Here is a 22,255-nt window from a genome sequence, read left to right as displayed (position 1 = left end):
CCGCAGATGCCGCCCACATGCGCCGATAAAAAAATGGGATTGACCATATTGGTCATACCGTAATACCGTATGAGAGATTGGATTCTTGATCACCGACGCGCAAAACAGCTTCGCCGCGCGCAATCGGCCCATCACCTGCATTTGGAGACCAAAGCAGGGCACGAATATTGCTTGGAGGGCGGCATTCGGTGACCCAGAAACATTTCGGCCCAGCCGATAGAAATGACCTAAGTGGGAGGCTTAATCTATGAGCACTGAACATTCCGCAGCCCTTGACGGGCTTCAACTTGATGTCGCCGTGATCGGGGCAGGCGTTGGCGGGCTTTACGCGCTTTACGCCATGAAAAACAAACTCGGCCTGAACGCCCAAGGCTTTGACGAGGCCGATGATGTTGGCGGAACCTGGTATTGGAACCGCTACCCCGGCTGCCGCGTCGACACGGAATCGACGGTTTATACCTATTCGTTCGACCTGGATATGTTTCAGAACTGGCAATGGTCCGAGCGCTATGCACAACAAGAAGAAGTGCAGGCCTACCTGAGTGCCGTCGCCGACAAACATGACCTGAAATCCTCCATCAACTTTGGCACGCGCATCGCCAAAGCCGATTGGCTGGAAGAGGAAGGTCAGTGGCAATTGACCACCAAAACCGGCGAGAAAATCAAAGCACGCTACGTGATTGAATCGGTCGGCCTTCTGTCCTCCAGCTACGCGCCAAGCTTCCCGGACCAAGATAAGTTCAAAGGCGAGGTTCTCGTGTCCTCGAAGTGGCCAAAGGAAAATCCCGACCTGTCGGACAAACGGGTCGCCGTGATTGGCACGGGATCGACCGGCATCCAAGTCATCACATCTTTGGCCGGCAAGGTGAAACACCTGCATGTGCTTCAGCGCACCCCGCAGTGGGTCGTGCCTCTCGGCATCGGCCCCTTCCCCCAAGACACTCGCGAACGGATCAAAAAAGACCCCAAAGGCTATCGCGATTGGGCCTTGGACACCGCCAGCGTCTTTGGTTTCCAGGAGAGCACGACACCGGCCCTGTCCGTGTCCGAAGAAGAACGGCAAGCGATTTACGAAGCCGCCTGGCAGAAGGGCAACGGCTTTGAATTCCTGCTCGGCACCTTCTCGGATCTCGTGGTGACGCCTGAGGCCAATAAAACGGCAACGGATTTCATCAAATCCAAGATCGACGCGATCGTGAAAGACCCAGACACCGCCCGCAAACTGACGCCGACCGACTATTACGCGAAACGTCCTCTCGCGGCCGACAATTACTATGCCGTCTACAACCGTGACGACGTGTCCCTGCATGATGTCAAAACCAACCAGATCGAGCGCTTCACTGAAAATGGCCTCATCATCGGCGGCGAAGAAGTTGAATTGGACGTCGTTATCATGGCGACGGGCTTCGACGCGATGACTGGCAACTACCTCAAGATTGACACCACGGGCCGCGATGGCGTCAAACTTAAGGATGAATGGTCGGATGGCCCCCATACCTACGCGGGTCTTGCCGTGTCGGGTTTCCCGAACCTGCTCATGGTTTTCGGCCCCTTCAGCCCGTTCACCAGCCAACCTTTGGTCCACGAATGGCAAGTCGATTACTTCACCGACCTCATCGAAAAGGCAGAAGAGGTCAACGGCGTGATCGACGTCGAGAAATCGGCTCAGGAAGATTGGGTCGGCATTTGTCAGGAAGGCATGGCCGGGACATTGTTCGAAGTCACCGACAGTTGGATCAACGGCGCGAACATCCCTGGCAAACCGAGAACCTCGATGTGGTACATGGGCGGCATGTCCAACTACATGGTCGAAATGAACAAAATCCGGGACGAAGGCTATCGCGGATTTGAGATTTCGAAATCTCGCGTGCCCTGCCTCGAAGACCAAGAGTAAATCTTGGCTGAGCCTATACCTACGGCGCAATGCACAGGATTGACCTCCCAACGAATGGCTGATGACATTTTTTGTCATCAGCCATTTCTGCTTAAAGGAGCATAGATTTCAGAAGAAGGTCGCCAGACACCCATTGAGCCAAGACATCCATTTAGAGATATCACGCATGATTTTTCTGGCGGACAAAGACCGCCCAAATCTGTGCCTAAACTAAAATTCGCACTGCGTCGTCTCGTTTACTTCACGCAAATTTACTTCACACGATACAGCGCCTGTCTTGCTGGCCCCATTCGGTTCAGATTTACCCGAGCAAACCTTACCGGACTTGATGCGTAAAAACAGTGTCACGGTTGACGTTTTTATAGAGCATATAGGCAGAGCGGGTCCAACCCGTCGGATAGAAGAACTGCGGGCAGTAGGCCCCCATCCATATGAAGTCTTCTTGCCAAACTTCATGCCAGTCGGACCCAAGCAAATACATGCCCTGCCCTTCAAGCATGACCAACCCATGCTCGTTGATATGCGTCTCGATCTCAGGGAAGTTCGCGCCCGGCTCAAAGCTGAGAATGTTCACTTCGAAGTCGTAGCGCAGATCGCCAAAGGGCAGCATATGTTCCCACGTGCGGCCGATTGTTCCGTTGTGGTTGATCTTCTCAAGCTGATCGCGGTGCGAGACAATTGCAGGCGGCGTGTCGATGCCTTCGACCGCAAAATACGGCTTGCGAATATCCATGAGCCGTGCGGGCGCGCCATCCGTGGTGCGCACTTCATGTGTTTCTCCGGCAGGCAGGAACACAAAGCTCCCCGGCGTCATGTCCACGGTGCCGGTGGCTTCGGAGGACAGGGTCAGAGCCCCGTCAAACAGGTAGTAGAAGTGTTGCAGCCCATCATTCAAAGGCTGCCGAGTGCCCCCGCTGCCTTCGATTTCGAGCATGACCTGCCCGAATTGAGCGCCGAGTACTGGCCCGGCAAGAAAGCGCACGACCGTATCCCGCCATTGCGGCAACAGGCTTGGCATCACGCCTTCGGGCGGCATCAATGCATAGTTGTGCTTGATGCGGCATCTGGCTTCGCCGATGGCTCCGGGACGAAACGTGCCGGGTGCGGGTTGGAAATCATGTCCGAACATATGTGCTCCTACGCGGTAAACCGCCTTGGTTAAGAGGGAATTTAAGTGAAGGATTTTCGTCGTTGATCGCGGCCTAGGCTTTTTTCACCGCACCCGTCCGGCGTCGCGCCAGGGTGATGAACAGAAGCGTCAACGAGATGACAACAAAGGACACCAAGGTGGTGATCGTACCAAGCGCATAGAGCACCGGGGTTGTCACATTGCTGGTCATTGCGAAAATCTCGAGCGGAAGGGTGTTGTGGGCGCCGCCCGCCAGAACCGTTCGTGGCATTTCGTCATAGGACAGCGAGAAACCAAACAGAAGCGCTCCGACGATATTGGGCAAGATAATGGGCAGCACCACGAAGCGAAAGCTCTGCCAGCGCGACGCTCCGGCGTCTCGGGCGGCTTCTTCGTAAGTGGGATTCAGCCGGGCAAAAACGCCAATCATGATCAGCACCCCGAATGGCACAGTCCAGGTGAGGTGAGCCCCGAGGCCACTCGTGTACCAGTTCGCTTCCACGCCGGTTTGAGAAAAGAGCAGGCCAATCCCCATGCTGACCAAGATCGACGGCACCACGAGGCTTGCGATCGTCAGGGTAAAGATCACTCGACTGCCGCGGAATCCGCGACGCAAAGCCAGTCCCGCTGGCACGACAATCAGGACATTCACGAACATCACCAGCACGGCGAGAGTCAAAGACCGCCGAAAGGAGCTGCCGATATCTCCGACTCGCTGCTCTTGGAAAAGAGAGCTAAACCAGTGAAGCGAGACATCTTTGAGCGGAAAGGTGAGACCGCCTTGCGGGCCCTGAAAAGACAGGATCATGATGGTCAGTGTCGGGCCGTAGAGAAACAGCAAGAACAGGCCCATGAGGACTTTCAAGAAAAGGGAAAGGGGACTGCGCGGGATCATAGTGCTTTCCTGATGTCGACGCCGCGCAAGAGGCCACCGATTGCACTCATCACAACAACGAGGAGCATAACGGCATTCGCACAGGCGGCTGGATACTGTAGCAACGAAATTTGGTTGAGGATGAGGTATCCGGTCGTGGCGCTATGCCCGCCCCCCATGATGCGCACTGTCACGAAATCGCCCATGACCACGGTGATGACGAACACCGCACCAATCGCGAACCCGGTTTTACAAAGCGGCAACACGACCCGAAACATGATCTGAACGGGCGTCGCACCGGCGTCGATGGCGGCTTCAATCACACTGCGATCGATACGAGACATGGCGTTGTAGAGCGGCGTCACCATGAAAAGTGTGAAGAGATACACGTAGACCAGACAGATCGCAAAGCGCGAATAGAGCAGGAAATCCAGCGGCTGATCTATCAGACCGATATCCATCAACATGGAGTTGATGAGCCCTTGTCGCCCGAGGAAAGGAACCCAGGATATCATCCGGATGATGTTCGACGTCAGGAACGGGATCGTGCAGGCCATGAACAACACCGTCCGCATAAGAGGTGTTCTGACGTAAAACGCGATATGATAGGCGATGGCAAAGCCAAGGGCCGCCGTCACTGCGAGCGTGGTGAGGGTAAAGAGAATGGTGCTGAACAGAGTCCGCCAGATGGTCGCCGATCCCAGCATCTCTGTGTAGTTGAAAAGCACGATGTCCGGGACAACCTGAAACCCATTATAGTTCCAAAAACTCACCGTCACGATCATGACGAGCGGGATGAGAAGGAAAAAACAGAGCAGCAGGGCGAGCGGCGCGATCTGCATGTAAGGCAGAAGGCGCTCGAAGAGCGGGCGTTTGGGGGCTTGGGGCTGCATGGCTGGATTTTTAGGCATGGGTCGGCGCCAAAAGATGTTCATCAGCGGCAGACCAGCTTATGCCGACCGCGTCGCCGGGTTTTGCCGGAGCGGCATAGAAACTGCGATCGGACAGTTCGACCACATGTCTTGCTTCGTCCTGAGCCGGGTTTTCGGCCACGGTGACCCGGATGCGGCTGCCTTGGTATTCCAGTGCAACAACCTGACCCAAGCGCGCCCTCGCACCTGCCTCACCCGGCAGCCCGCCCACATGGAGATCCATGTGGTCCGCACGGACGGAGACAGTGCCCGTCTCCGTTTTCAGGACATTGTGACCGCCGATAAAACGGGCCACGAATTCATTCGAAGGGGTGTCATACACCTCTCGCGCTGTGCCACTTTGGCGAATTTCGCCATCCTGCATGACGACGACCTGATCGCCGAGCGCCAATGCCTCATCCTGGCTGTGCGTGACATGGATGAAGGTGATGCCCAATTCTCGCTGAAAGCGTTTGAGTTCCTCTCGCATCCGGATCCGCAGGAACGGATCAAGCGCCGAAAGCGGCTCATCCAACAGCAGAATTGACGGTTCGGTACTCAGAGCGCGGGCGAGAGCAACACGCTGCTGCTGACCGCCCGAAAGCTCATGCGGGCGACGATGCAAATACGCCTGCATTTCGACCAACTCGATCAATTCGCGCGCCCGACGCGACCGCTCCGCCTTGCCGACGCCCTGCATCCGCAGGCTAAACGCAACGTTTTCTTCGACATTGAGATGAGGAAAAAGGCCATAGTTTTGGAACATCATCGCGGTGCCCCGCTTCGATGGCTGTTGCCATGTGACCTGACGCCCTTTGACGAGGATGTCGCCCTCACTCACCTCTTCATGCCCGGCAATCATACGCAGGGTCGTCGACTTTCCGCAGCCAGAGGGTCCAAGCAAACAACAGTAGCTGGCCTCGTAGATTTGGAGGTCGATGGCTTTGACCGCGACCGAATCTCCGAAGCGCTTCGTGAGACCGATCAGTTCTACATCCTTGGTGGGCATTCGTATCCTGTCATTCTTTTTCTTGTGGCGACTAAGAGGTGTGGGAGACGCCGCAGCACCTCCCGATCTTGGGTCAAGCTGTCGCGAATTCAGCCCATTTCATAACCATATAGCGGTCTTCATCCATGACGGAATTCCAACATGCGATGTTCCCCATACGGTCCTCGAACGAACCGCCGTCACGGACCGCGCCGACATCTTCCATCTTCACCCCTTCGGGGCTGACGATCGGCGCGGTGGCGGGTTTGCCTTCCATCCAGAAGCCCCACTCATTTTCCGTCATGTAGTCCTTGGAGGTTTTCAGAACGGCGCTGTAGTAGCCTTCACGGTTGAGATAGGCGCCAGCCCAACCAGAGAGATACCAATTGAAATACTCATAGACCGCATCGAGCTGAAGACCCGTCACGTGGCGGGCGATACCCGTGCCGCCGCCCCAGGCCCGATAGCCTTCATTCAGAGCCTGATAGACACAGGGAATACCCTGCGAACGGACCGCCGCAACAGCGGGGGACCACATCGACTGGATCACAACTTCGCCCGAAGTCATGAGGTTGATGCTTTCGTCAAAGCTTTGCCACAGGGCGCGGAAGTGGCGGTCGCGTTTGGCGCGGATCAGGAACTCGATGGTTTTGTCGATCTCCGCACGGGTCATGTTGCCTTTGTCGCCATAGGTGATCTCCCCCATCGCCTCAAGGATCATCGCCGCATCCATGATGCCGATCGACGGGATATTGACCAATGCGGATTTGCCCTTGAACTCAGGGTCCATGATGTCGGCCCAGCTGGTGATCTTGCGGTCGATCATGTCGGTGCGAATGCCCAAAGTATCGGCATTGTAGGAGGTCGGGATCAGCGTCATCCACTCGGTCTCGCCACTCGCGAAGTCCGTGGACTCGAAGTCTTCAACGAAGTTCACCGTGTGCGGGGCCGTCCCCTGCGCCTCCATGCTGTCCGCATTCAGCTTGCCGGTTTTGAACAGCGGCACGATGTCGTCATAGTATTTGATCCGCTTGGTGTCGATCGGCTGCAAAACACCCGTCGGATAGAGCTTTTTGATGCTGAAGTATTCCAATCCGGCCAATTCGTAGCTGTTCGGCTGCGTGGCGACCCGGCTGTTCACAGAGTCGGTGTCCAAAGCGGTGTACTGGATCGTAATGCCGGTATCCTCTTTGGCCTTTTGCGCCAGCGCATTGGTGGCTGCGGTGCCCCCCGAAGTCGTGCGCAAGACGATATCCTTGATGTTCTGAGACCAAACCATCGGAGCTGCGAGTGTGCTTGCTGCAATGCCGGCACCTGTCGTTGTCAGAAATTTACGCCGAGTCCAGCCGGCGCGCGCATTTGACATGGTCATATGTATTCTCCTGGTTCTTGGAATTGCTGTTCAGTGGACGCAGACGTTCAGAGTGTGTCGATGTTGGCTGCGAAAAAGTCGTTCGGGACCTCTCCGCGAGGGGTTGCGAGTGGATAGGGGTCACGCGAAAGGTATTGTCCGGTGCCCTCAGAGGCAAAGACTTCGCCGTCCCGCATCACGATCTGGCCGCGCAAATAGGTCGCCACGGGCCATCCGGTTACGGTTTTCCCTTCGTAGGGCGTATAGTCGATCGCGTGCTGCATGATGTCGTTCGTGAGCTTGACTTCACGCTGCGGATCCCAAAGCACGAGATCCGCATCGGCGCCAACGACGACATCCCCTTTTCGAGGGGCCAGACCGTAGAGTTTTGCAGGGTTCGTTGCGGTCAGTCGAACGAAATGGTCAAGCGAAATGCGCCCCGTGGACACCCCTTCGGAAAAGACCAAAGGCATCCGTGCGCCAATCCCCGGAACGCCATTCGGAATGTCGCTAAAGGGGGCATCGCGGCCCGCAGCGTCCTTGCCATTCGGTCCGGTCAGATTGGAAGGCGCATGATCCGAGGTGATCACATCGATGACACCGCGGCGGATCATCTCCCACAGACCCTCGTGATCTGCTTTGCTGCGCAGCGCCGGGCTACACACATACCCCGCCCCCTCAAACCCCGGACGGTCGAGGTCCGCATCCGTCAGCGTCAGATACTGAGGGCAGGTTTCGCCCCAAACCTTGACCCCACGCGCCTGCGCTCGGGCAATTTCTTCTGCGACTTCCGCGCAGGACACATGGAAAATCTGAATGGGTGTATCGACAAGTTCGGCCAAGCAAATCGCACGATACGTTGCCTCGCGCTCAACGATGACTGGCCGCGACCACGCATGGTATTTCGGCGCCTTACGCCCATCCGCCAGCAGCTTTTCGGTGAGCCAGCCAATCGCGTGAAAATTTTCACAATGCACCGCGACCATCGCCCCGCCCCGACGCGCCGCCTGCAGCACATTGAGAAAGCCATTGTCATTCAGCCGCGCGTCATCATAGGTGAGAAAGGCCTTCAGGCTGCGAACGCCTCGGTCAATGACCGATGGGATTTCTGCAAGAATTTCGGGCGTGGGATCGGTGACAATCTGATGCAGCCCAAAATCAATGAGGGCAGAGGCTCCGCGCCGCAAGGTTTCGTTCAGCGTTTCACTGAGCGTGTATTCAGGGAGTTGCGTCACAAACGTGATCGCGGTCGTGGTGCCCCCCGCCAAGGCAGAGCGCCCGCCAGTGGCCAGAGATTCAGCGCCATGCCCCATGCCGGGCATCACCTGATCAAGATGTGTATGGGTGTCCACACCGCCCGGGGTGACGATGAGGCCTAGGGCGTCGCATTCCTCAGCGGCCTCTTGAACGCGTCCAAGCTGCACGATCTTGCCGTCCGCCACACCAATATCCATGGTTGCAACCCCGCTGCTTGTGGCGACAGTTGCGTTGCGGATCGCGAGATCAAGCAGGTGTCGAGAAGTCATATATTGGCCTTTCTGCCCAAGCCTCGCGCATCAACTCGGGGTGCAGTGATTAGGGAGGGCCTTGCGGTCATCCCGATTGAGAGTGGCGTCATTTTGAGAGACACTTGTTTCCGCCACGCAGTTTTCATCGTGACATGAGAGTAGTGATACAGAGTGACAGACACGCGGGAATCATACTTTGGGATGAACGAACACCTTCGCCTCTCAGCCGAGCCGAGACCTCGCGCGGGATAGCCCAGGCACGCCCTCCTTCAGGCATCGGTGACGAAATTCGGGCGCTGCGCGAGCGCGTCGATGAAGGGATCGCTCAAGCCCAGTTTCCAGAACTCAGCGCGCGACAACCCGGGCTTTCTGGGGCTAAAATGCGGCGTGGCCACTGATTTTGGCCAATCCGGGTTCAGGATCGCTGCGCGGCCCAGCGCGATTGCGTCGCTTCCCAACTGCATGACGCGCAGCGCATCCTCAGCTGTCCAAATTTTGCCCGCGACCATAATCGGCACATCGGGGTCAACGCTTTGCTTGAAGAGCGGGATCGCATGTTTGTCGGGACATTTCGTTGTGTTCGGGGTCACGTCCCATAGCGAGACATGTAGATAGTCGATGCCATCGTCGCATAGCTCACGCGCAAGCTGAAGGCTCTCATCAAGGTCGAGCCCGACGGCACTTCCCGAATCTTCAGGAGAGAGCCTTACACCGACGACGAATGTGTCCGAAACCTGCGCACGCACGGCACGGGCAATCATGCGCAGCAACCTTGCACGGTTCTCATAGCTCCCGCCCCAATGATCCGTGCGCCGGTTTTGCGTCCGGCTCAAAAACTGGGTCAACAGGTAGCCGTGTGCCCCATGTATTTCGACACCGGTCATCCCGGCGGCCCCGGCGCGTTTCGCTGCGCTCACAAATTGATCGACCACGCGCAGGATTTCGGACTCCGTCGCTGCGCGCGCCCCGGTTTGCGGATCATCGCTTGCGCTCAACGCTGCGTTTGGAAGCAGCTCTCTGGGCGACCGCAGCCCGCCATGAAAAATCTGCGCAATGGCCGCCGCACCTTCTCCTTGAATGGTATCGGAAACACGTGTGAGGTCCGCGATAAGCCGGTCATCAAAGGCGCCCAACTCTCCATGCCAGCCCTTTCCTTCAAGCGCGACATGAAGCGCACAGGTGATGACCGTGCCAAACCCTCCTGCTGCCCGAGGTGCTAGCCAGTCCAACTCAGCCTCCGAGAGACTGCCGTCTTCATGACTTTGATGGGTTGTCATCGGGGCCACTGCCATTCGGTTTCGGGCCGTAACACCGTTTCTAAAGATGAGAGGGGACAGGATATCGTGCATGGAAAGTCTCGTATCTTCGCTCTGGAAGGCGCGCTGAACACATATGGATGTCGCGGCATGACCTCTGCCCGGACATCTGCCGTGACGGAACGATCAGCCGTACAAGCGACTGAAACTATGGAGATCGCCGGCGCGCTCTATCTCGCGCGCGCCGGAAAATCAGATATCGAATTTTAGGCCGGGGTCAGACCGAAGGCTTCACAGAGTTCCGGCACATCCGTGACAGCGATTTCAGAGTCGAAAGCGGTCTCAACGATTTCGTCAGACCCGCTGCAGAAAAAGACCTTTGCATAAGATGGCGTCCAATAAATGGCACTCGAACCGGTGGGCAGATGAAGCATGTCCCCTTTCTTGGCGACCATCACTTCGCGCGTATCGACATCCACCAACACGATTTCGCCCTCGATGACATATTTGCCTTCTTCGAATTTGTGCTGAAAAATCATAGCATTATTAGAACTTGTCATCTCAAAATACCCCACTTGAAGAGGTTCCGGCGCTTCGGGGGCGCTTGTGTAAAACGTCAGATGCTTGGTCTCGACACCGGTCTTGTCGGTGTAGGTTTTAAGGGTCAACTCATCGAGCGACGTCTTGCGCATTGGTTGCATATTGATTCCTCGGAAGCAGTGTTCAAATGTTGATGCGGCTCTCAAAGCGGAGCCGTTGCTTTGGTTGAGGGGGCTCAAGCGCCGATCTGCCTCGACCAGTTGCATCTTTGCAGTGCCAATTTTCGATATATGATGTAAATATTAAGTATCTAATATTTGTATTAAGTATCTAATTTTAGCATTAAAGATCGAATATTCAGCACCGCAGTCGTCAAATGCTATAATAACGAACAGAAATTGATAGACTTCGGCATCTGAATCTAAATCAGTTTCACAACCTTGGATTTGGGAGGCCGCTTAACGGTTCCGGGCATTCGGAATATGACGCAGAGCCACACAACCTGCTCAAGTGATGTCTTTGCTGCCCGGCTTTTGCACAAGCGATGCGTGTATATCCGCCCCGCAACAAGCGGGAGGATTTTCGTCCAGATCGGAATGTGCGCGAGTTAGCTCATCGGCCTGCGATGCTGGTTCGCCCGCGCATGATATGCCCAGATGTCTTCATGGTGATGGATCATCGGGGTCATGGGAAAATTAATATTTCTCAGGGGCAACGGGCGCAGAAGACGCATGATCGACTTGGTCGTCCGAATAAATTTCGCCTTGGGATTAAGGGTTGTCAAAAGCAAGAGCGCACGACCGTCTGGGCGCCTCACGATCATATACCACCCTTCCACATCCCATGCGCCGGGCTCCCCGACAGAAATCAGTTCAACCGTCGCACCAGCTTCGACTTCGTCCTTCACACCGCGCTCGAACACCATGAAATTTTCGTCTTGCTGGGTCGGACTGTCCATACGCTACCTGTAGCCTCACTTGGCTGTCATTACTCTCATGTCGTTCAAAAGTGGTATTCCGCAAAGGCCAATTGATCAAGAAGGTCGTTTGCAAGATGACGCAACGCCGCGACTGTCCAACACGCAGAGTAAGAATGAGCGCTCACGATCCGCACCCGTCACATATCAAAAAGGCGATGTCCAAACATCATGGGTTTCGGCGCCTGTTTGCGACGGACCAAATGACGCTGGGGCTCGTGCTCCCTCTGGAAACCTATGCCGAAGGTTCCACCCCAACGATGCAGGATCACCTCGACATCGTGCGCCATGCGGAAGCCATTGGAATCCCTGGACTATGGCTCCTGGATATTCCCTTTTTTGACCCAAGCTATGGCGCCGCAGGGCAAGTTTTCGAACCCCTCACCTATATGGCTGCGCTGGCTTCGGTGACGACAGAGATCGCAATTGGAACCGCAGGGATTGTCCTGCCGTTTCGTGAACCGCATCTCTTTACCAAACAGGTCGCCAGTGTGGATTTACTCTCACAGGGGCGGTGTCTCATCGGGCTGTCGATGGGGCATCGTGTCAGCGAATATTCCCTGTTCGGGATTGATTACGAAACCCGCTCAAGCCGCCTTAGAGAAATATACCGCCTGTACAGAATCTTGGCCGAACATGACCGCCCAGCCTTCTCGTCGGAGGTGTTCGGCGCGTCCCCCGGTGGCTACGATATCGTTCCCAAACCCCCTTTCGGCCGCACGCCGATGATTGGCATCAATGGCGCGGGTCAGGACATGGCCTGGGTCGCGCGCGAGATGGAAGGCATTATGATGCCGGTCACCGATCCCGACAAACTTGTCGATATGGTGGCCTCCTGGAGGCGCGCCATTCCTGACGACAGCTTCAAACCGATAAGCATGGTGGGTTTCCTGAATCTTGAGGAAGACCCCGACTATCCCTTCCGGCGTGATCGCGAAGGTTTTCACGTCGGGAGCCGCGCGCTTGCCCGCTATATGGAACAGGCGCGCGAAGCAGGGGTCAATCACTTCGCGCTGAACCCGCGCTACACACGTCGCCCGATGAAAGAACTTTTGGAAGACCTGAAGACTGACGTGCTGCCGCATTTCCCGGCGCTTTCGGTCGGGGACTGATGCCCAGATCGACATGCCTCTCCGGCGAATCTACCACCTGCATGTCCCAATGACTCGTCATGCCCGTTTCGCCAGGCGCCTAGGTTTGATGCAATCTCCCCCATTCTGCGTCCGATTGGCAGGCCTCACTCGAATATCGACGGAAAATCGAAATATTTGGGTCTTAATATTTATACCGCCGCGCTCATTCTGGCAAATTGGAGTGAGGGAGGCGCAACACATAATTCCAGCGCCAATTCGGCAAAGACTGGGCCACAATAGACACCATCGAGTGGTGCATGCCCGAAATGCCCACACGCACACGAGATCGCACATGACGACAATGACCAACCAGGCATATGTAGATGACGGCCTTACCTCTGTTCTGGATTTTCTCAGCAAATCCCTGCGCGCCTCCGCAAGCGTCATTTACTGGATCGAATCCAGCAAGGGATCGCCCATCGCACATCAAGGCTACGAGAACGCCTATTTCGAGCAATATAACGAAGGCGCCGGACGAGACGACCCCATTGCGTTTCAGTCATTGGTGCGACGTGGCGGTCGGCTTGCCTATTTGAGCGAAACGATCAAACGGCCGGATCAAAGGCCCGTCGACGGTTTTATGAAATTCATGTCCAACTGCGGTTTCGCCGATGCGATGACCATTATCCTGCGTGAAGCGGGGCAACCGCTCATCGGCGTGGGGGTCATGAAAACCCACGAAGACCCCCCGATGAGCGAAGAGACCGAATGCGTCGCCGGAGCGATTCAAAGCTACCTTGAAGGCAGTTTGATCCATAACCCAAGCATCAAGCAGCACTACGTCGAACGCAAACTGCACACGAAGTTTGGCCTGTCGAAACGTGAGCGCGAAGTCGTTGGGCTGATTGCGGATGGCGCCTCAAACTACGACATCGCCGTTGTGCTCGGGATCAGTGAAGCAACTGTCAAAACCCATATTCAGCGGTCCTTCGACAAGCTGGGCGTGAGCAGCAGAACGGCCACGATGCGCCTGATGCTTCAACCTGACCAATGGATCACAGCACAATAAAAACCACAGTATAAATCACAATAAACACCACGGACCGCTTTGGCGGCCCTCAAGGCTTTATGGTTTGATCAGCCGCGCACGGGGGCGTTCGAACGTCTGCTTCCCCGCTTTCCAACCAGCCAGCACCGGCGCGATCTCGCGAACAGCCGATGCGGCATCGGGCCCGTCGATGAGAACAACATCCGCCACCCCGCCGATCTCGATCCCATAATCGGGCACGCGCATGAGGCGGGCCGCATCAGACGTCACCATCGCAAAGGCCGCCTCCAGATCGCTGTCCCTTGAAAGCTGTGCAACATTGGAGAACATGTTTGCCATCCGCGACAGCGACGCATCGCCGAAAGGTGTGAACGGATTGAGCACGTTGTTTGTCGCGACCGAGGTCACGACCCCCTGCTTTCTCAGAACATCTGCGGGCGCCATGCCTCTGGGCACCAATTTTGTCCTGTCCCGCCCCATCAGGAACAGATCGGTCGCGGGGAGAACGCTCAAAGCGACGCCGGCATCGGACATGTGCCTCGCGATGTTTTGCACGTCCTCCGGCACCATGGCAGAGAGCTTACTGACATGCCCGATGGAAACCCGCCCGCCATAGCCGTAGGTTTCGGTCGCACGCAAGACAGCGGGAATGGCCGACCCTGAGGGGTCCAGATCGAAATCCAAATGAAAATCGACATCCACATCGTGTTTTCGGGCCAACTCAAAGATCAACGAAATATGCTGACCGGGATCAGGGTCCGCGTAGGGGCATCCTCCAACAAGGGTTGCCCCCAAGTTCAAACTGGCATCGAGCATGGCGAAGGTGTCCATCTCTTGTGTCAGCCCCTCTTGAGCAAAGGCGCAAATCTCGAGATCGATGGCATGGCTGTAATCTGCGCGAAGCGCGGTGATGGCCTCAAGCGACCTGAAGCCTGCGCGCGGGTCGACCTCGACAAAGGTGCGCATACGGTTCGTGCCCTGCAAAATGGCCTTTTCCAAGACCCGCTTCGCCCGCGCGTAGACATCCTCCACCGTGAACTTTGCCTTGGCGGCCGCGGTTTGTTGAATGGCCTCGGTCAGCGTGCCCTCACAGATCGCGCATCTGTCGAGAATACAGGCTTTATCGAGATGCACATGGCTATCGACAAAACCCGGAAATGCCAGCGCCCCGCCCCCGTCCCAACGCGGAGCCTCCGCATTGAGAAATGGAGCGATGGCCGCAATGCGCCCGTTCTGGACCCCGAGATCGACAAGCTCTTCCCGACCGAGCAGACGCACATTTGAGAGGATCATATCCAGCGACATTGGCATCGTCCTTTCTGATCCGCTCAGGCCCGCACGCGGGGATCGATCAAAATATAAAGACAGTCCACGACGAGGAATGTCAGGATGTACAGGAGGGAGGCGTAGATGACGAACCCCTGAAGCGCCACGAAATCGGATTGCTGGATCGCCTGAAGTGCATATTGGCCGACACCGGGCCATCCGAAGATGGCTTCGATCAACACTGCACCTCCGAAGATAAAGCCGATGACACCGCCAAGCAGCGTGATGATGGGCATGAGCGCATTGCGCAGACAGTATTGGAACAGGACAATACGCTCGCCATGTCCCATGGCCCGGGCGGTCCGGACATAGTCGCTTTGCAACGCTTCGACCATGGCGGACCGGGTCACGCGGGCGATCGGAGCAAGCGTACAGAGACCCAGAGTGATCGTCGGCAAGACCAAGGCACGCAGCGCCTGCACCCACTTTTCCAGATCGCCATCAAGCAAGGTGTCAATCAACAGAAACCCCGTCACCACAGGCGGCGGATCGACCCAAAGCGGCAGCCGCCCCACAGGTCCAGGCAACCAATTGAGCTGGACGAAAAACACCATCAAAAGGATGAGCCCGATCCAGAATTGCGGAATGGCCATCCCGATCAGAGCGATGATCCGCATCAGAAAATCGGGCCACCGTTCACGGTTGACCGCCGCCATGACCCCCAGAGGGACACCACAGACGACCGCCACGATCAAACCAAGAATGCCAAGCTCCAAAGTCGCGGGAAGACGACTGGTCAAATCCGCCATCACCGGATTGCCGGTCGAAAAGGACGTCCCGAGATCGCCTTGCAGCAGGTCTCCCATGTAGCGGGCGAACTGCATCGACAAAGGCTCATCGAGCCCAAGATCGGCACGGAGCATCTCAAGGATCTCCGTGCTCGCTTCGGTCGGGGCATAAAGCTCGATCGGATCACCGTTGAACAGTCGCGTGGTGAAAAAGGTGATCGTGACCACCCCGAACGCGACCGGGATGATCCAGAAGATACGCTTTAGAAGAACGCGAAATAGAACCATTTGCATATCCTTACGCTAGGTCTGGGATCAGAATTCCATCAGGTTTTCGCGAAATTGCGTGCCGCTAAAGCCGGTGCGAACAAGACCGCGTTTTTGCAGTGCAGGCACCAGGCCATCGGTGATCTCGGCGATGTAGCGCCGGTTCAGATCGCCTGCGATCAAGAAGCCATCGCCACCGGCCTCTTCCATCATCTCCTGCATTTGCGCCGCCACCGTATCCGGCGAGCCCGCAACCTCATCGAGGGCAAAGTGGAAGCTGTTGGCGATCTCACGCAGCGTGTTGCCCATCGCCATGAACCGTTGGAACGTGCCTTGCTGGCCGTTTGTCGTCAGCTCGGACAAGGGTTCATCAAGGTCATAGACGGAAAAATCGATATCAAAGATGCTGCCCATGCCCGCAAGAATATCGGCGGGATCTTTCGCCGCACGACGCGCGGCCAGAATTTCCTGCGCCTGCGAGTCCGTCTCGGCCACAATCGGCAAGAACTGGTATACCACCTTGCAGCTGTCCGGGTCGCGTCCGTTGGCAATCGCACGCGCACGAATATCTTCGCGGAACTTCTTCATCTCCTCGACGGTGGACACGGCAGCCATCACCACATCCATGTGCTTGGAGGCAAAGGCGCGCCCTTGCGGCGACCCGCCGGCCTGGACCAGAACCGGATGCCCCTGCGCCGGACGTGCGGTGTTGAGCGGACCGCGCGACGAGAAGTATTTGCCCTCGAAATTGATCGGCCGCACCTTGGAGGGGTCGGCAAACATCTGGCCGGCTTCGTCGCCCACGACGGCATCGGCCTCCCAGGAGTCCCAAAGCTGTTTGACGACTTCGACAAATTCATCCGCCATTTCGTAGCGGGCGTGGTGCTCAATATGCTCCGTCAGGCCAAAGTTCTGAGCCGCGCGTTCTGCCGTCGAGGTGACAAAGTTACACCCGACGCGGCCTTCGGACATGAGGTCCAGTGTGGCCATGAGGCGGGCCAGAAGGAATGGCGGGTAAAACGACGTCGAGATCGTCGGAACGATGCCAACGTGTTTCGTCGCTTGCAGCATCAGCGGCACCAAGGGAAGAGGATCATTCTTGGGCGCCCGGCTCGCACGTTTCAGGTAGAAATCCATCGAGCTGCCGTAGTTGTCCGGCACGAAAGAGGAATCCTCCAGCAAGACAAAGTCGAAACAGGCGCGGTCGATGGCGCGTGCAAGGTCGATTTGCAGGCTGGGATCAGACCAGTTTTGGGCCGTTCTGCCCCCCCACTGATCGAGCCATCCATGGACACCGTAGCTGTTCCCAAGGAACCAGCCGAGATGAAATTGTGATTGTGCCATTTGTGAAGTGTACTCCTAGGTCGTTTCGGGCGTCTGCGAATGTGCCGCCCGGTCTTTGATGTCTTGTGTTGCGATCCGGCATGGGCGCGCGAGGAGGCGCAGCCGTTGCTTGACGGGAAAGGAACCCCATCGGGGAAATTGAGCGAAGAGCCAGCCAGGGGAAACCGGCTCTTCGCAGACGGCTCAGGCCGTCAGTCACGCAGTTTCAGATAGGTGTACCGCGCGTAGGGTTCTTGGCTGAAGGTGACGCCTTCGATACGTTTGGACGTCGCAACCGTGCGCCCCATCACCGCCAACGGCACTTGGTTCGCCGCTGCGTCGGCCAGTCGGTCCTGAATTTTGTGGTAGGCGTCGAGACGGGCCTCCGTATCCGCCGAGTGACGATAGGCGTAATGCCATTCGTCGATTTGCGGATCGTCAAAGCGCGACCAGTTCCAGCTGCCGCCACGGTCCGACCAGCTGGTCAGGCAGCAGTTGGTCTGCGTCACGGGGTCCGCCAGCCAGAAGGCACCGCCTTCAAAATACATGCCGCCCATGGTTTCGTTCTCGCGATAAATGCGATCGCGCACGGCGGATTTAATTTGCACTTCAGGGGTTCCCTTGAGATTGGCGGTCACGCCGATTTGGGCAAGCGAGCTCTTGATCAGAATGGCCACATCGTCGTTGTACGGCAGCGCGTTCGAGTACCAAAGATCAAAGGTCAGATCCTCGACGCCCGCCTCTTCGAGCAGCGAAGCCGCTTTGTCGAGATCGTAGTCGTAGCGGGCAAAGCTGTTGTTACAGGTGATGTCGAGCGGGTTGTAAACACAGGGCGACGCTGCCCCACGTCCACCGAGAGCAACGTCGATGATCTGCTGGATCGGCAGAGCATAAAGCATGGCTTGGCGCACGGTCTGGTTGGTAAAGGGCTCTTTGTCGACAGCCATGGACAACCGCAAGATGTCCGGGGTTTCGCCAAACAACACCGGGTAACCCGCATCTTCGAGCGCGGTATACTGACGGCCGGTCAGCCCTTCGCCTGCGTAGTCAACGACCCCGCCACGGACCAGAGAAACGATGTCGGCATCGCCGGTGACACGCAGGAGAATCTTGTTGAAGTTCGACTGAGGTCCCCAGGCCCGATCCGGCACGGCGGTCAGCTCGATCTCTTGGTTCGGCGTGTGCTTGGAAATGTAGTACGGGCCGGTCGATGCGACGTTCTTTTGCAACCAATCGCGCGACCATGGATCGTCCTCGGTGGCGTGGCTTTTGGCTTCGACAGAGTCGATGATCCCGAACTGAAGGAACTTCATCGATGTCAGGCGCACCGCAACCTCAGCCGGATTTCCTTCCGGGCCATCCATGTGGGTGATGCGCACGGTATAATCGTCAATCTTTTCGAACTGATCGGGCGTAAAAAGACCCGCGACCGAGGCTTGGTTCTTGCCATTGGTGGGCAAGGAGACCAGTCGGGTAAAACTGTAGATCACGTCATCCGCGGTCATCGGATTTCCGGTCGGATAGAACGTCACATCGTCACGCAGATGAAAGGTCACAACCGGACCATCCACATCCCAGGATTCCGCTAGATTGGGAATGACTTCAAAGGCATCGCCATTCAATGCGCCGTCGGGGCGCTCTTCGAATTTCACCTCGACCAGTTTGTCATAGAGGTTGAGCACCAGATCCTGGTCTTGCTCGGACCGCGTGTCCGCAGGGTCGATGCTGTTAAAGTCAGCAGCAATCGCGCGGACCAGAGGGCGGTCATCCTGCGCTTGGGCTGCCGTCAATGAAAACAGCATCGCAGCTGCTGTCAGCGCGCCCTGTATCATGGGTTTCGCCTTAAACCTTGACATCATTCTTTGATCCTATTCTCAGTTTCTCAGGGAAAAGTTGGCATTTCCTTAGGCACGATTGGATTGGCCGCTCATCGAGAAACGCGCTCGACCGACAATCGCGATAGTGAAGAGTTGCAAGCCAAGATCATTGAGCCTGCCGTTTAAAAAATGTCGGCAAGCGTCCAAAACTCTCAATCATACTTTCGGTGGATGACCGCCCGCCCCCTCAACGCAGCAAGGGGGATTCCCACGTTTCGAGCGGAAAACATTATTCTGCCGCATAAGTTTTAATCAGAACGAGGCAGTCAGGTCTTTTGGACCGCAGCTCTTGTCAACCTTTCGAATTACAAAGGCCCAAGTCGCTATTCCGACCCGCGAAATTGCTCCGCATAGTTTCAGCATCTCCGCCCGCCTCCCCAAGTTTTGGGTCCCTCAGAGTGGTCGCGGATTCTCGAGGTAAATGGAAAAAAGCGATGCCAACCACACAGACGGACATAAGCAGTCCCCCTCCCCTCTCAGTGCGCCGCCGACTGTTCGCAGTCATCCCCACGCGCACGGCCGCAATGCTTTCGCGTTTCTCACTCTCAATGTGGCTCGGCGCGGGGCTTTTGATCTTCTACGTGGGGATTGCCCTACTCTCATTGTTCTGGACGCCACATGATCCGGCCATGCCCGGCGTGGGACCAAGCTATGCGTCTCCCAGTTGGGCCTTTCCCCTTGGCACAGACCGTCTGGGCACCGATCTTTTGTCGCGCCTGATGGCGGGCACACGCTACGATCTTGGCATCTCGCTCGTCGCAGTGTTCCTGTCTTTCAGCATCGGCACCTTTCTCGGCACGATCTCGGGCTACTTCGGTGGCATGATCGACTCCGTCATCATGCGCATGGTCGAGATTTTTCAGGCCTTCCCCGCGCTCCTCTTTGCCATGTTGATCGTTCAGACCATCGGCGCCGGGGTGGTCAATGTCATTGCAGTTCTGGCCTTTGTCGGCATGCCCGATTACTTGCGGCTTGCGCGCGGAGAAGTGCGTGCGCGCCGCGATTGGCAATATGCGGAAGCCGCCCGACTGGTCGGCAACAACTCGTGGGGGATCGCGTTCAAGCACATCCTGCCCAACTGCCTTGGACCTCTTTTGGCTTTCACATCCATCAACGCCGCCTTCGCCGTTCTGGTGATCGCGAGCCTCGGTTTTCTCGGCATCGGGCTCAGCCCGGACACACCGGAATGGGGCAATATGATCGCCCGCGGCCAAGACGGCATCATGACCGGCCAGTGGTGGGTGTCCTTGTTTCCGGGCGTGGCCATCCTCGGCATGACGGGGGCCTTCTACCTGCTCGGCGACGCCCTCTCTGATCTCTTCGACCCCCGGAGGCGCACATGACCGATCCCATTCTCAAGATCAGCAGCTTCAGCGGCGGGTTTGCCAAAGAGACCGGCGACGTGACCCAGATTTTATACGATGTCAGCTACGCCTTGGAACGTGGCAAGCTCACGGCCGTTGTCGGCGAAACGGGCAGCGGCAAATCCGTCACCGCCCTTTCGGTGCTCGGACTGCACCCCCCGTCCTTCCGGCATATCTCCGGCAGCATCTGCTTTGACGGGATCGACCTGACGTCAGTCGACGCGCGCGAATTGCACAAATTGCGTGGCAGTCGGATCAGCATGGTTTTTCAAGACGCACGCGCCGCCTTGAACCCAGTCTTTACCATCGGACGTCAGCTTGCAGACACCTACAGACTCCATCACGGCGGAAGCCGCCGCGCGGCGATGGAACATGCCATCGAAGCCTTGCGCCGCGTCCATATCCCCGAACCCGAGAGACGCGCAAAGCAATATCCGCATGAGTTCTCCGGCGGCATGGCACAGCGCGCGATGATCGCCATGGCCGCTCTGATTTGCACGCCTGACCTGTTGATCCTCGACGAGCCGACCACAGGACTTGATGTTACCACACAGGCCGAAATCATGGATCTCGTGCTTGGTCTTGCGCGGGAGCGCGCCCTGACGGTCTGTCTGATCACCCATGACCTCGGCGTCGTGGCGGAGACATGTGATCATGTCGTGGTCATGAACCGGGGCCACGTCGTGGAGACAGGAAGCACCGAACAAATCTTCACCGCGCCGCAAAACGACTATACGCAGCGTCTCTTGGCGGCCAGCCAGCTTTCGGAGGCAGCCGAATGAAAACCTATCCCAAAAACTACCCCATCGTGCAGGTCCGCAACCTACAAAAGCACTTCCCGGTCGGGCGTGGTCAGAAATTGCATGCCATTGATGGCGTCGATTTCGATCTTCAGCCGGGGCGCACGGTGGCTCTGGTCGGAGAAAGCGGCTCGGGCAAATCCACCGTGGCGCGCTGTATCATGCGATTGATTGAGCCGAGTGCGGGTGATGTCATCTTGCACGGGAACTCCATTCTCCCTCTGACGCCGCTCCAGATGGTCGAAAAATACCGGCAACTTCAGATGGTCTTTCAGGACCCGAATGCGTCGCTCAACCCGCGCATGAAGGTCCGCAAAGTGCTTGAAGAACCGCTCAAGCTGCATTCGCATCTGAACGCGGCGCAACGCACGGCCCGCCTGAATGAGCTGATCGAAATGGTGGGCCTCACTGTGGCACATCTGGATCGCTACCCACATGAAATGAGCGGCGGTCAACGTCAGAGGGTCGGCATAGCCCGCGCGCTTGCGATCAACCCCGAAGTCGTCTTGCTGGACGAGCCGACGGCCTCGCTCGATGTCTCCGTCCGGGGTCAGATCCTTGCTTTGCTCAAAGAACTGCAGGTCAAACTGAACCTCGCCTTTCTCTTCATCAGCCACGATCTTCCTGTGGTGCGTCACGTCGCCGATGAGGTGGCCGTGATGTATCTTGGCCGGATCGTCGAACAGGGGCCGACCGAAGACATCTTTCGCAACCCCCGCCACCCCTATACGCGCGCCCTGATCTCTGCGGCGCCAATCGCGGAATGGGGCGTCACGCGCAAACGAGTGCGGCTGGACGGAGAAATCTCGACCCCCATTGACCCGCCTGCGGCCTGCCGCCTCTCCGGGCGATGCCCAATCGAACAGCCAAGCTGTTCGACACGCGACATGCCTCTGCAAGAGATCGGCGCGGATCATCGCGTCGCCTGCCCGTTCGCGGTGGACCATTTCCCTGAGCGCGCAACCGGATGAGACCCGCCGGATAAATCCCTGCGTCTCACCACTGCGCCTGTCCCCAAATAG

General features: G+C 57.1%; 19 protein-coding genes. 6 read left to right on the top strand and 13 right to left on the bottom strand.

Annotated elements, in window-relative coordinates; all coding sequences use genetic code 11:
- Window positions 1-247 precede the first annotated feature (247 nt).
- The gene (locus tag ACN0X0_RS08640) at window positions 248-1,894 is read left to right on the top strand and encodes a flavin-containing monooxygenase (RefSeq protein WP_417278823.1); all 1,647 of its coding nucleotides are present in this window, start codon (window positions 248-250) and stop codon (window positions 1,892-1,894) included.
- A 316-nt stretch (window positions 1,895-2,210) separates the two neighbouring features.
- Here ACN0X0_RS08640 and allE read toward each other — a convergent pair whose 3' ends face one another.
- The 9 genes from allE to ACN0X0_RS08595 all read right to left on the bottom strand — a co-directional run bounded on the left by allE (window position 2,211) and on the right by ACN0X0_RS08595 (window position 11,409).
- A complete protein-coding gene (gene allE / locus ACN0X0_RS08635) occupies window positions 2,211-3,023 on the bottom strand; it encodes a (S)-ureidoglycine aminohydrolase (protein WP_417278822.1) in 813 nt (270 codons plus the stop codon).
- A 73-nt stretch (window positions 3,024-3,096) separates the two neighbouring features.
- Window positions 3,097-3,918: an ABC transporter permease gene (locus ACN0X0_RS08630; RefSeq protein ID WP_417278821.1), complete on the bottom strand. Its 822-nt coding sequence runs from the start codon at window positions 3,916-3,918 to the stop codon at window positions 3,097-3,099.
- Window positions 3,915-4,790, bottom strand: coding sequence for an ABC transporter permease (locus tag ACN0X0_RS08625; RefSeq protein WP_417278820.1), 876 nt, complete (start codon window positions 4,788-4,790; stop codon window positions 3,915-3,917). The genes ACN0X0_RS08630 and ACN0X0_RS08625 overlap by 4 nt, the downstream gene beginning before the upstream one ends.
- 10 nt (window positions 4,791-4,800) lie before the next feature.
- Window positions 4,801-5,817: an ABC transporter ATP-binding protein gene (locus ACN0X0_RS08620; RefSeq protein WP_417278819.1), complete on the bottom strand. Its 1,017-nt coding sequence runs from the start codon at window positions 5,815-5,817 to the stop codon at window positions 4,801-4,803.
- Window positions 5,818-5,890: 73 nt separating this feature from the next.
- Window positions 5,891-7,168, bottom strand: coding sequence for an ABC transporter substrate-binding protein (locus ACN0X0_RS08615; protein WP_226552611.1), 1,278 nt, complete (start codon window positions 7,166-7,168; stop codon window positions 5,891-5,893).
- A 47-nt stretch (window positions 7,169-7,215) separates the two neighbouring features.
- The gene (hydA, locus tag ACN0X0_RS08610) at window positions 7,216-8,673 is read right to left on the bottom strand and encodes a dihydropyrimidinase (RefSeq protein ID WP_417278818.1); all 1,458 of its coding nucleotides are present in this window, start codon (window positions 8,671-8,673) and stop codon (window positions 7,216-7,218) included.
- 251 nt (window positions 8,674-8,924) lie between these two features.
- Window positions 8,925-10,004, bottom strand: coding sequence for an NADH:flavin oxidoreductase (locus ACN0X0_RS08605; protein WP_417278817.1), 1,080 nt, complete (start codon window positions 10,002-10,004; stop codon window positions 8,925-8,927).
- 173 nt (window positions 10,005-10,177) lie between these two features.
- Window positions 10,178-10,717 carry a hypothetical protein gene (locus ACN0X0_RS08600; protein ID WP_417278816.1) on the bottom strand — a complete coding sequence of 180 codons (540 nt, stop codon included), beginning with the start codon at window positions 10,715-10,717 and terminating at the stop codon, window positions 10,178-10,180.
- 341 nt (window positions 10,718-11,058) lie between these two features.
- Window positions 11,059-11,409: a hypothetical protein gene (locus ACN0X0_RS08595; protein WP_417278815.1), complete on the bottom strand. Its 351-nt coding sequence runs from the start codon at window positions 11,407-11,409 to the stop codon at window positions 11,059-11,061.
- Window positions 11,410-11,543: 134 nt separating this feature from the next.
- Here ACN0X0_RS08595 and ACN0X0_RS08590 point away from each other — a divergent pair, with 134 nt between their 5' ends.
- Both ACN0X0_RS08590 and ACN0X0_RS08585 read left to right on the top strand, forming a co-directional pair.
- Window positions 11,544-12,539 carry a TIGR03571 family LLM class oxidoreductase gene (locus tag ACN0X0_RS08590; RefSeq protein WP_417278814.1) on the top strand — a complete coding sequence of 332 codons (996 nt, stop codon included), beginning with the start codon at window positions 11,544-11,546 and terminating at the stop codon, window positions 12,537-12,539.
- Between the two features lie 313 nt (window positions 12,540-12,852).
- The gene (locus tag ACN0X0_RS08585) at window positions 12,853-13,569 is read left to right on the top strand and encodes a response regulator transcription factor (RefSeq protein ID WP_417278813.1); all 717 of its coding nucleotides are present in this window, start codon (window positions 12,853-12,855) and stop codon (window positions 13,567-13,569) included.
- A gap of 57 nt (window positions 13,570-13,626) precedes the next feature.
- Here ACN0X0_RS08585 and ACN0X0_RS08580 read toward each other — a convergent pair whose 3' ends face one another.
- The 4 genes from ACN0X0_RS08580 to ACN0X0_RS08565 form a co-directional block, all read right to left on the bottom strand.
- Window positions 13,627-14,853 carry an amidohydrolase family protein gene (locus ACN0X0_RS08580; protein ID WP_417278812.1) on the bottom strand — a complete coding sequence of 409 codons (1,227 nt, stop codon included), beginning with the start codon at window positions 14,851-14,853 and terminating at the stop codon, window positions 13,627-13,629.
- A gap of 23 nt (window positions 14,854-14,876) precedes the next feature.
- A complete protein-coding gene (locus tag ACN0X0_RS08575) occupies window positions 14,877-15,890 on the bottom strand; it encodes an ABC transporter permease (protein ID WP_417278811.1) in 1,014 nt (337 codons plus the stop codon).
- Window positions 15,891-15,917: 27 nt separating this feature from the next.
- Window positions 15,918-17,213 carry an NtaA/DmoA family FMN-dependent monooxygenase gene (locus ACN0X0_RS08570; protein WP_417278810.1) on the bottom strand — a complete coding sequence of 432 codons (1,296 nt, stop codon included), beginning with the start codon at window positions 17,211-17,213 and terminating at the stop codon, window positions 15,918-15,920.
- A gap of 191 nt (window positions 17,214-17,404) precedes the next feature.
- On the bottom strand, window positions 17,405-19,024 hold the full coding sequence (locus ACN0X0_RS08565) for an ABC transporter substrate-binding protein (RefSeq protein ID WP_417278809.1): 1,620 nt from the start codon (window positions 19,022-19,024) through the stop codon (window positions 17,405-17,407).
- Window positions 19,025-19,593: 569 nt separating this feature from the next.
- Between ACN0X0_RS08565 and ACN0X0_RS08560 the strand changes: the two genes are divergently transcribed.
- From ACN0X0_RS08560 to ACN0X0_RS08550, 3 genes are read left to right on the top strand one after another with little or no spacing between them, the layout of a single operon-like run.
- On the top strand, window positions 19,594-20,412 hold the full coding sequence (locus tag ACN0X0_RS08560) for an ABC transporter permease (protein WP_417278808.1): 819 nt from the start codon (window positions 19,594-19,596) through the stop codon (window positions 20,410-20,412).
- Window positions 20,409-21,215 carry an ABC transporter ATP-binding protein gene (locus tag ACN0X0_RS08555; RefSeq protein WP_417278807.1) on the top strand — a complete coding sequence of 269 codons (807 nt, stop codon included), beginning with the start codon at window positions 20,409-20,411 and terminating at the stop codon, window positions 21,213-21,215. The genes ACN0X0_RS08560 and ACN0X0_RS08555 overlap by 4 nt, the downstream gene beginning before the upstream one ends.
- Window positions 21,212-22,204 (top strand): ABC transporter ATP-binding protein, encoded by a 993-nt coding sequence (locus ACN0X0_RS08550; RefSeq protein WP_417278806.1) that lies wholly within the window; start codon window positions 21,212-21,214, stop codon window positions 22,202-22,204. The genes ACN0X0_RS08555 and ACN0X0_RS08550 overlap by 4 nt, the downstream gene beginning before the upstream one ends.
- Window positions 22,205-22,255 lie beyond the last annotated feature (51 nt).

Source organism: Celeribacter sp., from assembly GCF_048270365.1.
GTDB lineage: Bacteria > Pseudomonadota > Alphaproteobacteria > Rhodobacterales > Rhodobacteraceae > Celeribacter.
The sequence above is the reverse complement of the archived record's forward strand: the minus strand, read 5'-3'. Positions and strand labels throughout refer to the sequence as shown.

What these genes read in the sequence shown, in the direction of transcription:
- ACN0X0_RS08640 (WP_417278823.1), top strand. Translation starts at nt 248, where the DNA reads ATGAGCACTGAACATTCCGCAGCCCTTGACGGGCTTCAACTTGATGTC.
- allE (WP_417278822.1), bottom strand. Translation starts at nt 3,023, where the DNA reads ATGTTCGGACATGATTTCCAACCCGCACCCGGCACGTTTCGTCCCGGA.
- ACN0X0_RS08630 (WP_417278821.1), bottom strand. Translation starts at nt 3,918, where the DNA reads ATGATCCCGCGCAGTCCCCTTTCCCTTTTCTTGAAAGTCCTCATGGGC.
- ACN0X0_RS08625 (WP_417278820.1), bottom strand. Translation starts at nt 4,790, where the DNA reads ATGCAGCCCCAAGCCCCCAAACGCCCGCTCTTCGAGCGCCTTCTGCCT.
- ACN0X0_RS08620 (WP_417278819.1), bottom strand. Translation starts at nt 5,817, where the DNA reads ATGCCCACCAAGGATGTAGAACTGATCGGTCTCACGAAGCGCTTCGGA.
- ACN0X0_RS08615 (WP_226552611.1), bottom strand. Translation starts at nt 7,168, where the DNA reads ATGACCATGTCAAATGCGCGCGCCGGCTGGACTCGGCGTAAATTTCTG.
- hydA (WP_417278818.1), bottom strand. Translation starts at nt 8,673, where the DNA reads ATGACTTCTCGACACCTGCTTGATCTCGCGATCCGCAACGCAACTGTC.
- ACN0X0_RS08605 (WP_417278817.1), bottom strand. Translation starts at nt 10,004, where the DNA reads ATGCACGATATCCTGTCCCCTCTCATCTTTAGAAACGGTGTTACGGCC.
- ACN0X0_RS08600 (WP_417278816.1), bottom strand. Translation starts at nt 10,717, where the DNA reads ATGCAACTGGTCGAGGCAGATCGGCGCTTGAGCCCCCTCAACCAAAGC.
- ACN0X0_RS08595 (WP_417278815.1), bottom strand. Translation starts at nt 11,409, where the DNA reads ATGGACAGTCCGACCCAGCAAGACGAAAATTTCATGGTGTTCGAGCGC.
- ACN0X0_RS08590 (WP_417278814.1), top strand. Translation starts at nt 11,544, where the DNA reads ATGAGCGCTCACGATCCGCACCCGTCACATATCAAAAAGGCGATGTCC.
- ACN0X0_RS08585 (WP_417278813.1), top strand. Translation starts at nt 12,853, where the DNA reads ATGACGACAATGACCAACCAGGCATATGTAGATGACGGCCTTACCTCT.
- ACN0X0_RS08580 (WP_417278812.1), bottom strand. Translation starts at nt 14,853, where the DNA reads ATGTCGCTGGATATGATCCTCTCAAATGTGCGTCTGCTCGGTCGGGAA.
- ACN0X0_RS08575 (WP_417278811.1), bottom strand. Translation starts at nt 15,890, where the DNA reads ATGGTTCTATTTCGCGTTCTTCTAAAGCGTATCTTCTGGATCATCCCG.
- ACN0X0_RS08570 (WP_417278810.1), bottom strand. Translation starts at nt 17,213, where the DNA reads ATGGCACAATCACAATTTCATCTCGGCTGGTTCCTTGGGAACAGCTAC.
- ACN0X0_RS08565 (WP_417278809.1), bottom strand. Translation starts at nt 19,024, where the DNA reads ATGATACAGGGCGCGCTGACAGCAGCTGCGATGCTGTTTTCATTGACG.
- ACN0X0_RS08560 (WP_417278808.1), top strand. Translation starts at nt 19,594, where the DNA reads ATGCTTTCGCGTTTCTCACTCTCAATGTGGCTCGGCGCGGGGCTTTTG.
- ACN0X0_RS08555 (WP_417278807.1), top strand. Translation starts at nt 20,409, where the DNA reads ATGACCGATCCCATTCTCAAGATCAGCAGCTTCAGCGGCGGGTTTGCC.
- ACN0X0_RS08550 (WP_417278806.1), top strand. Translation starts at nt 21,212, where the DNA reads ATGAAAACCTATCCCAAAAACTACCCCATCGTGCAGGTCCGCAACCTA.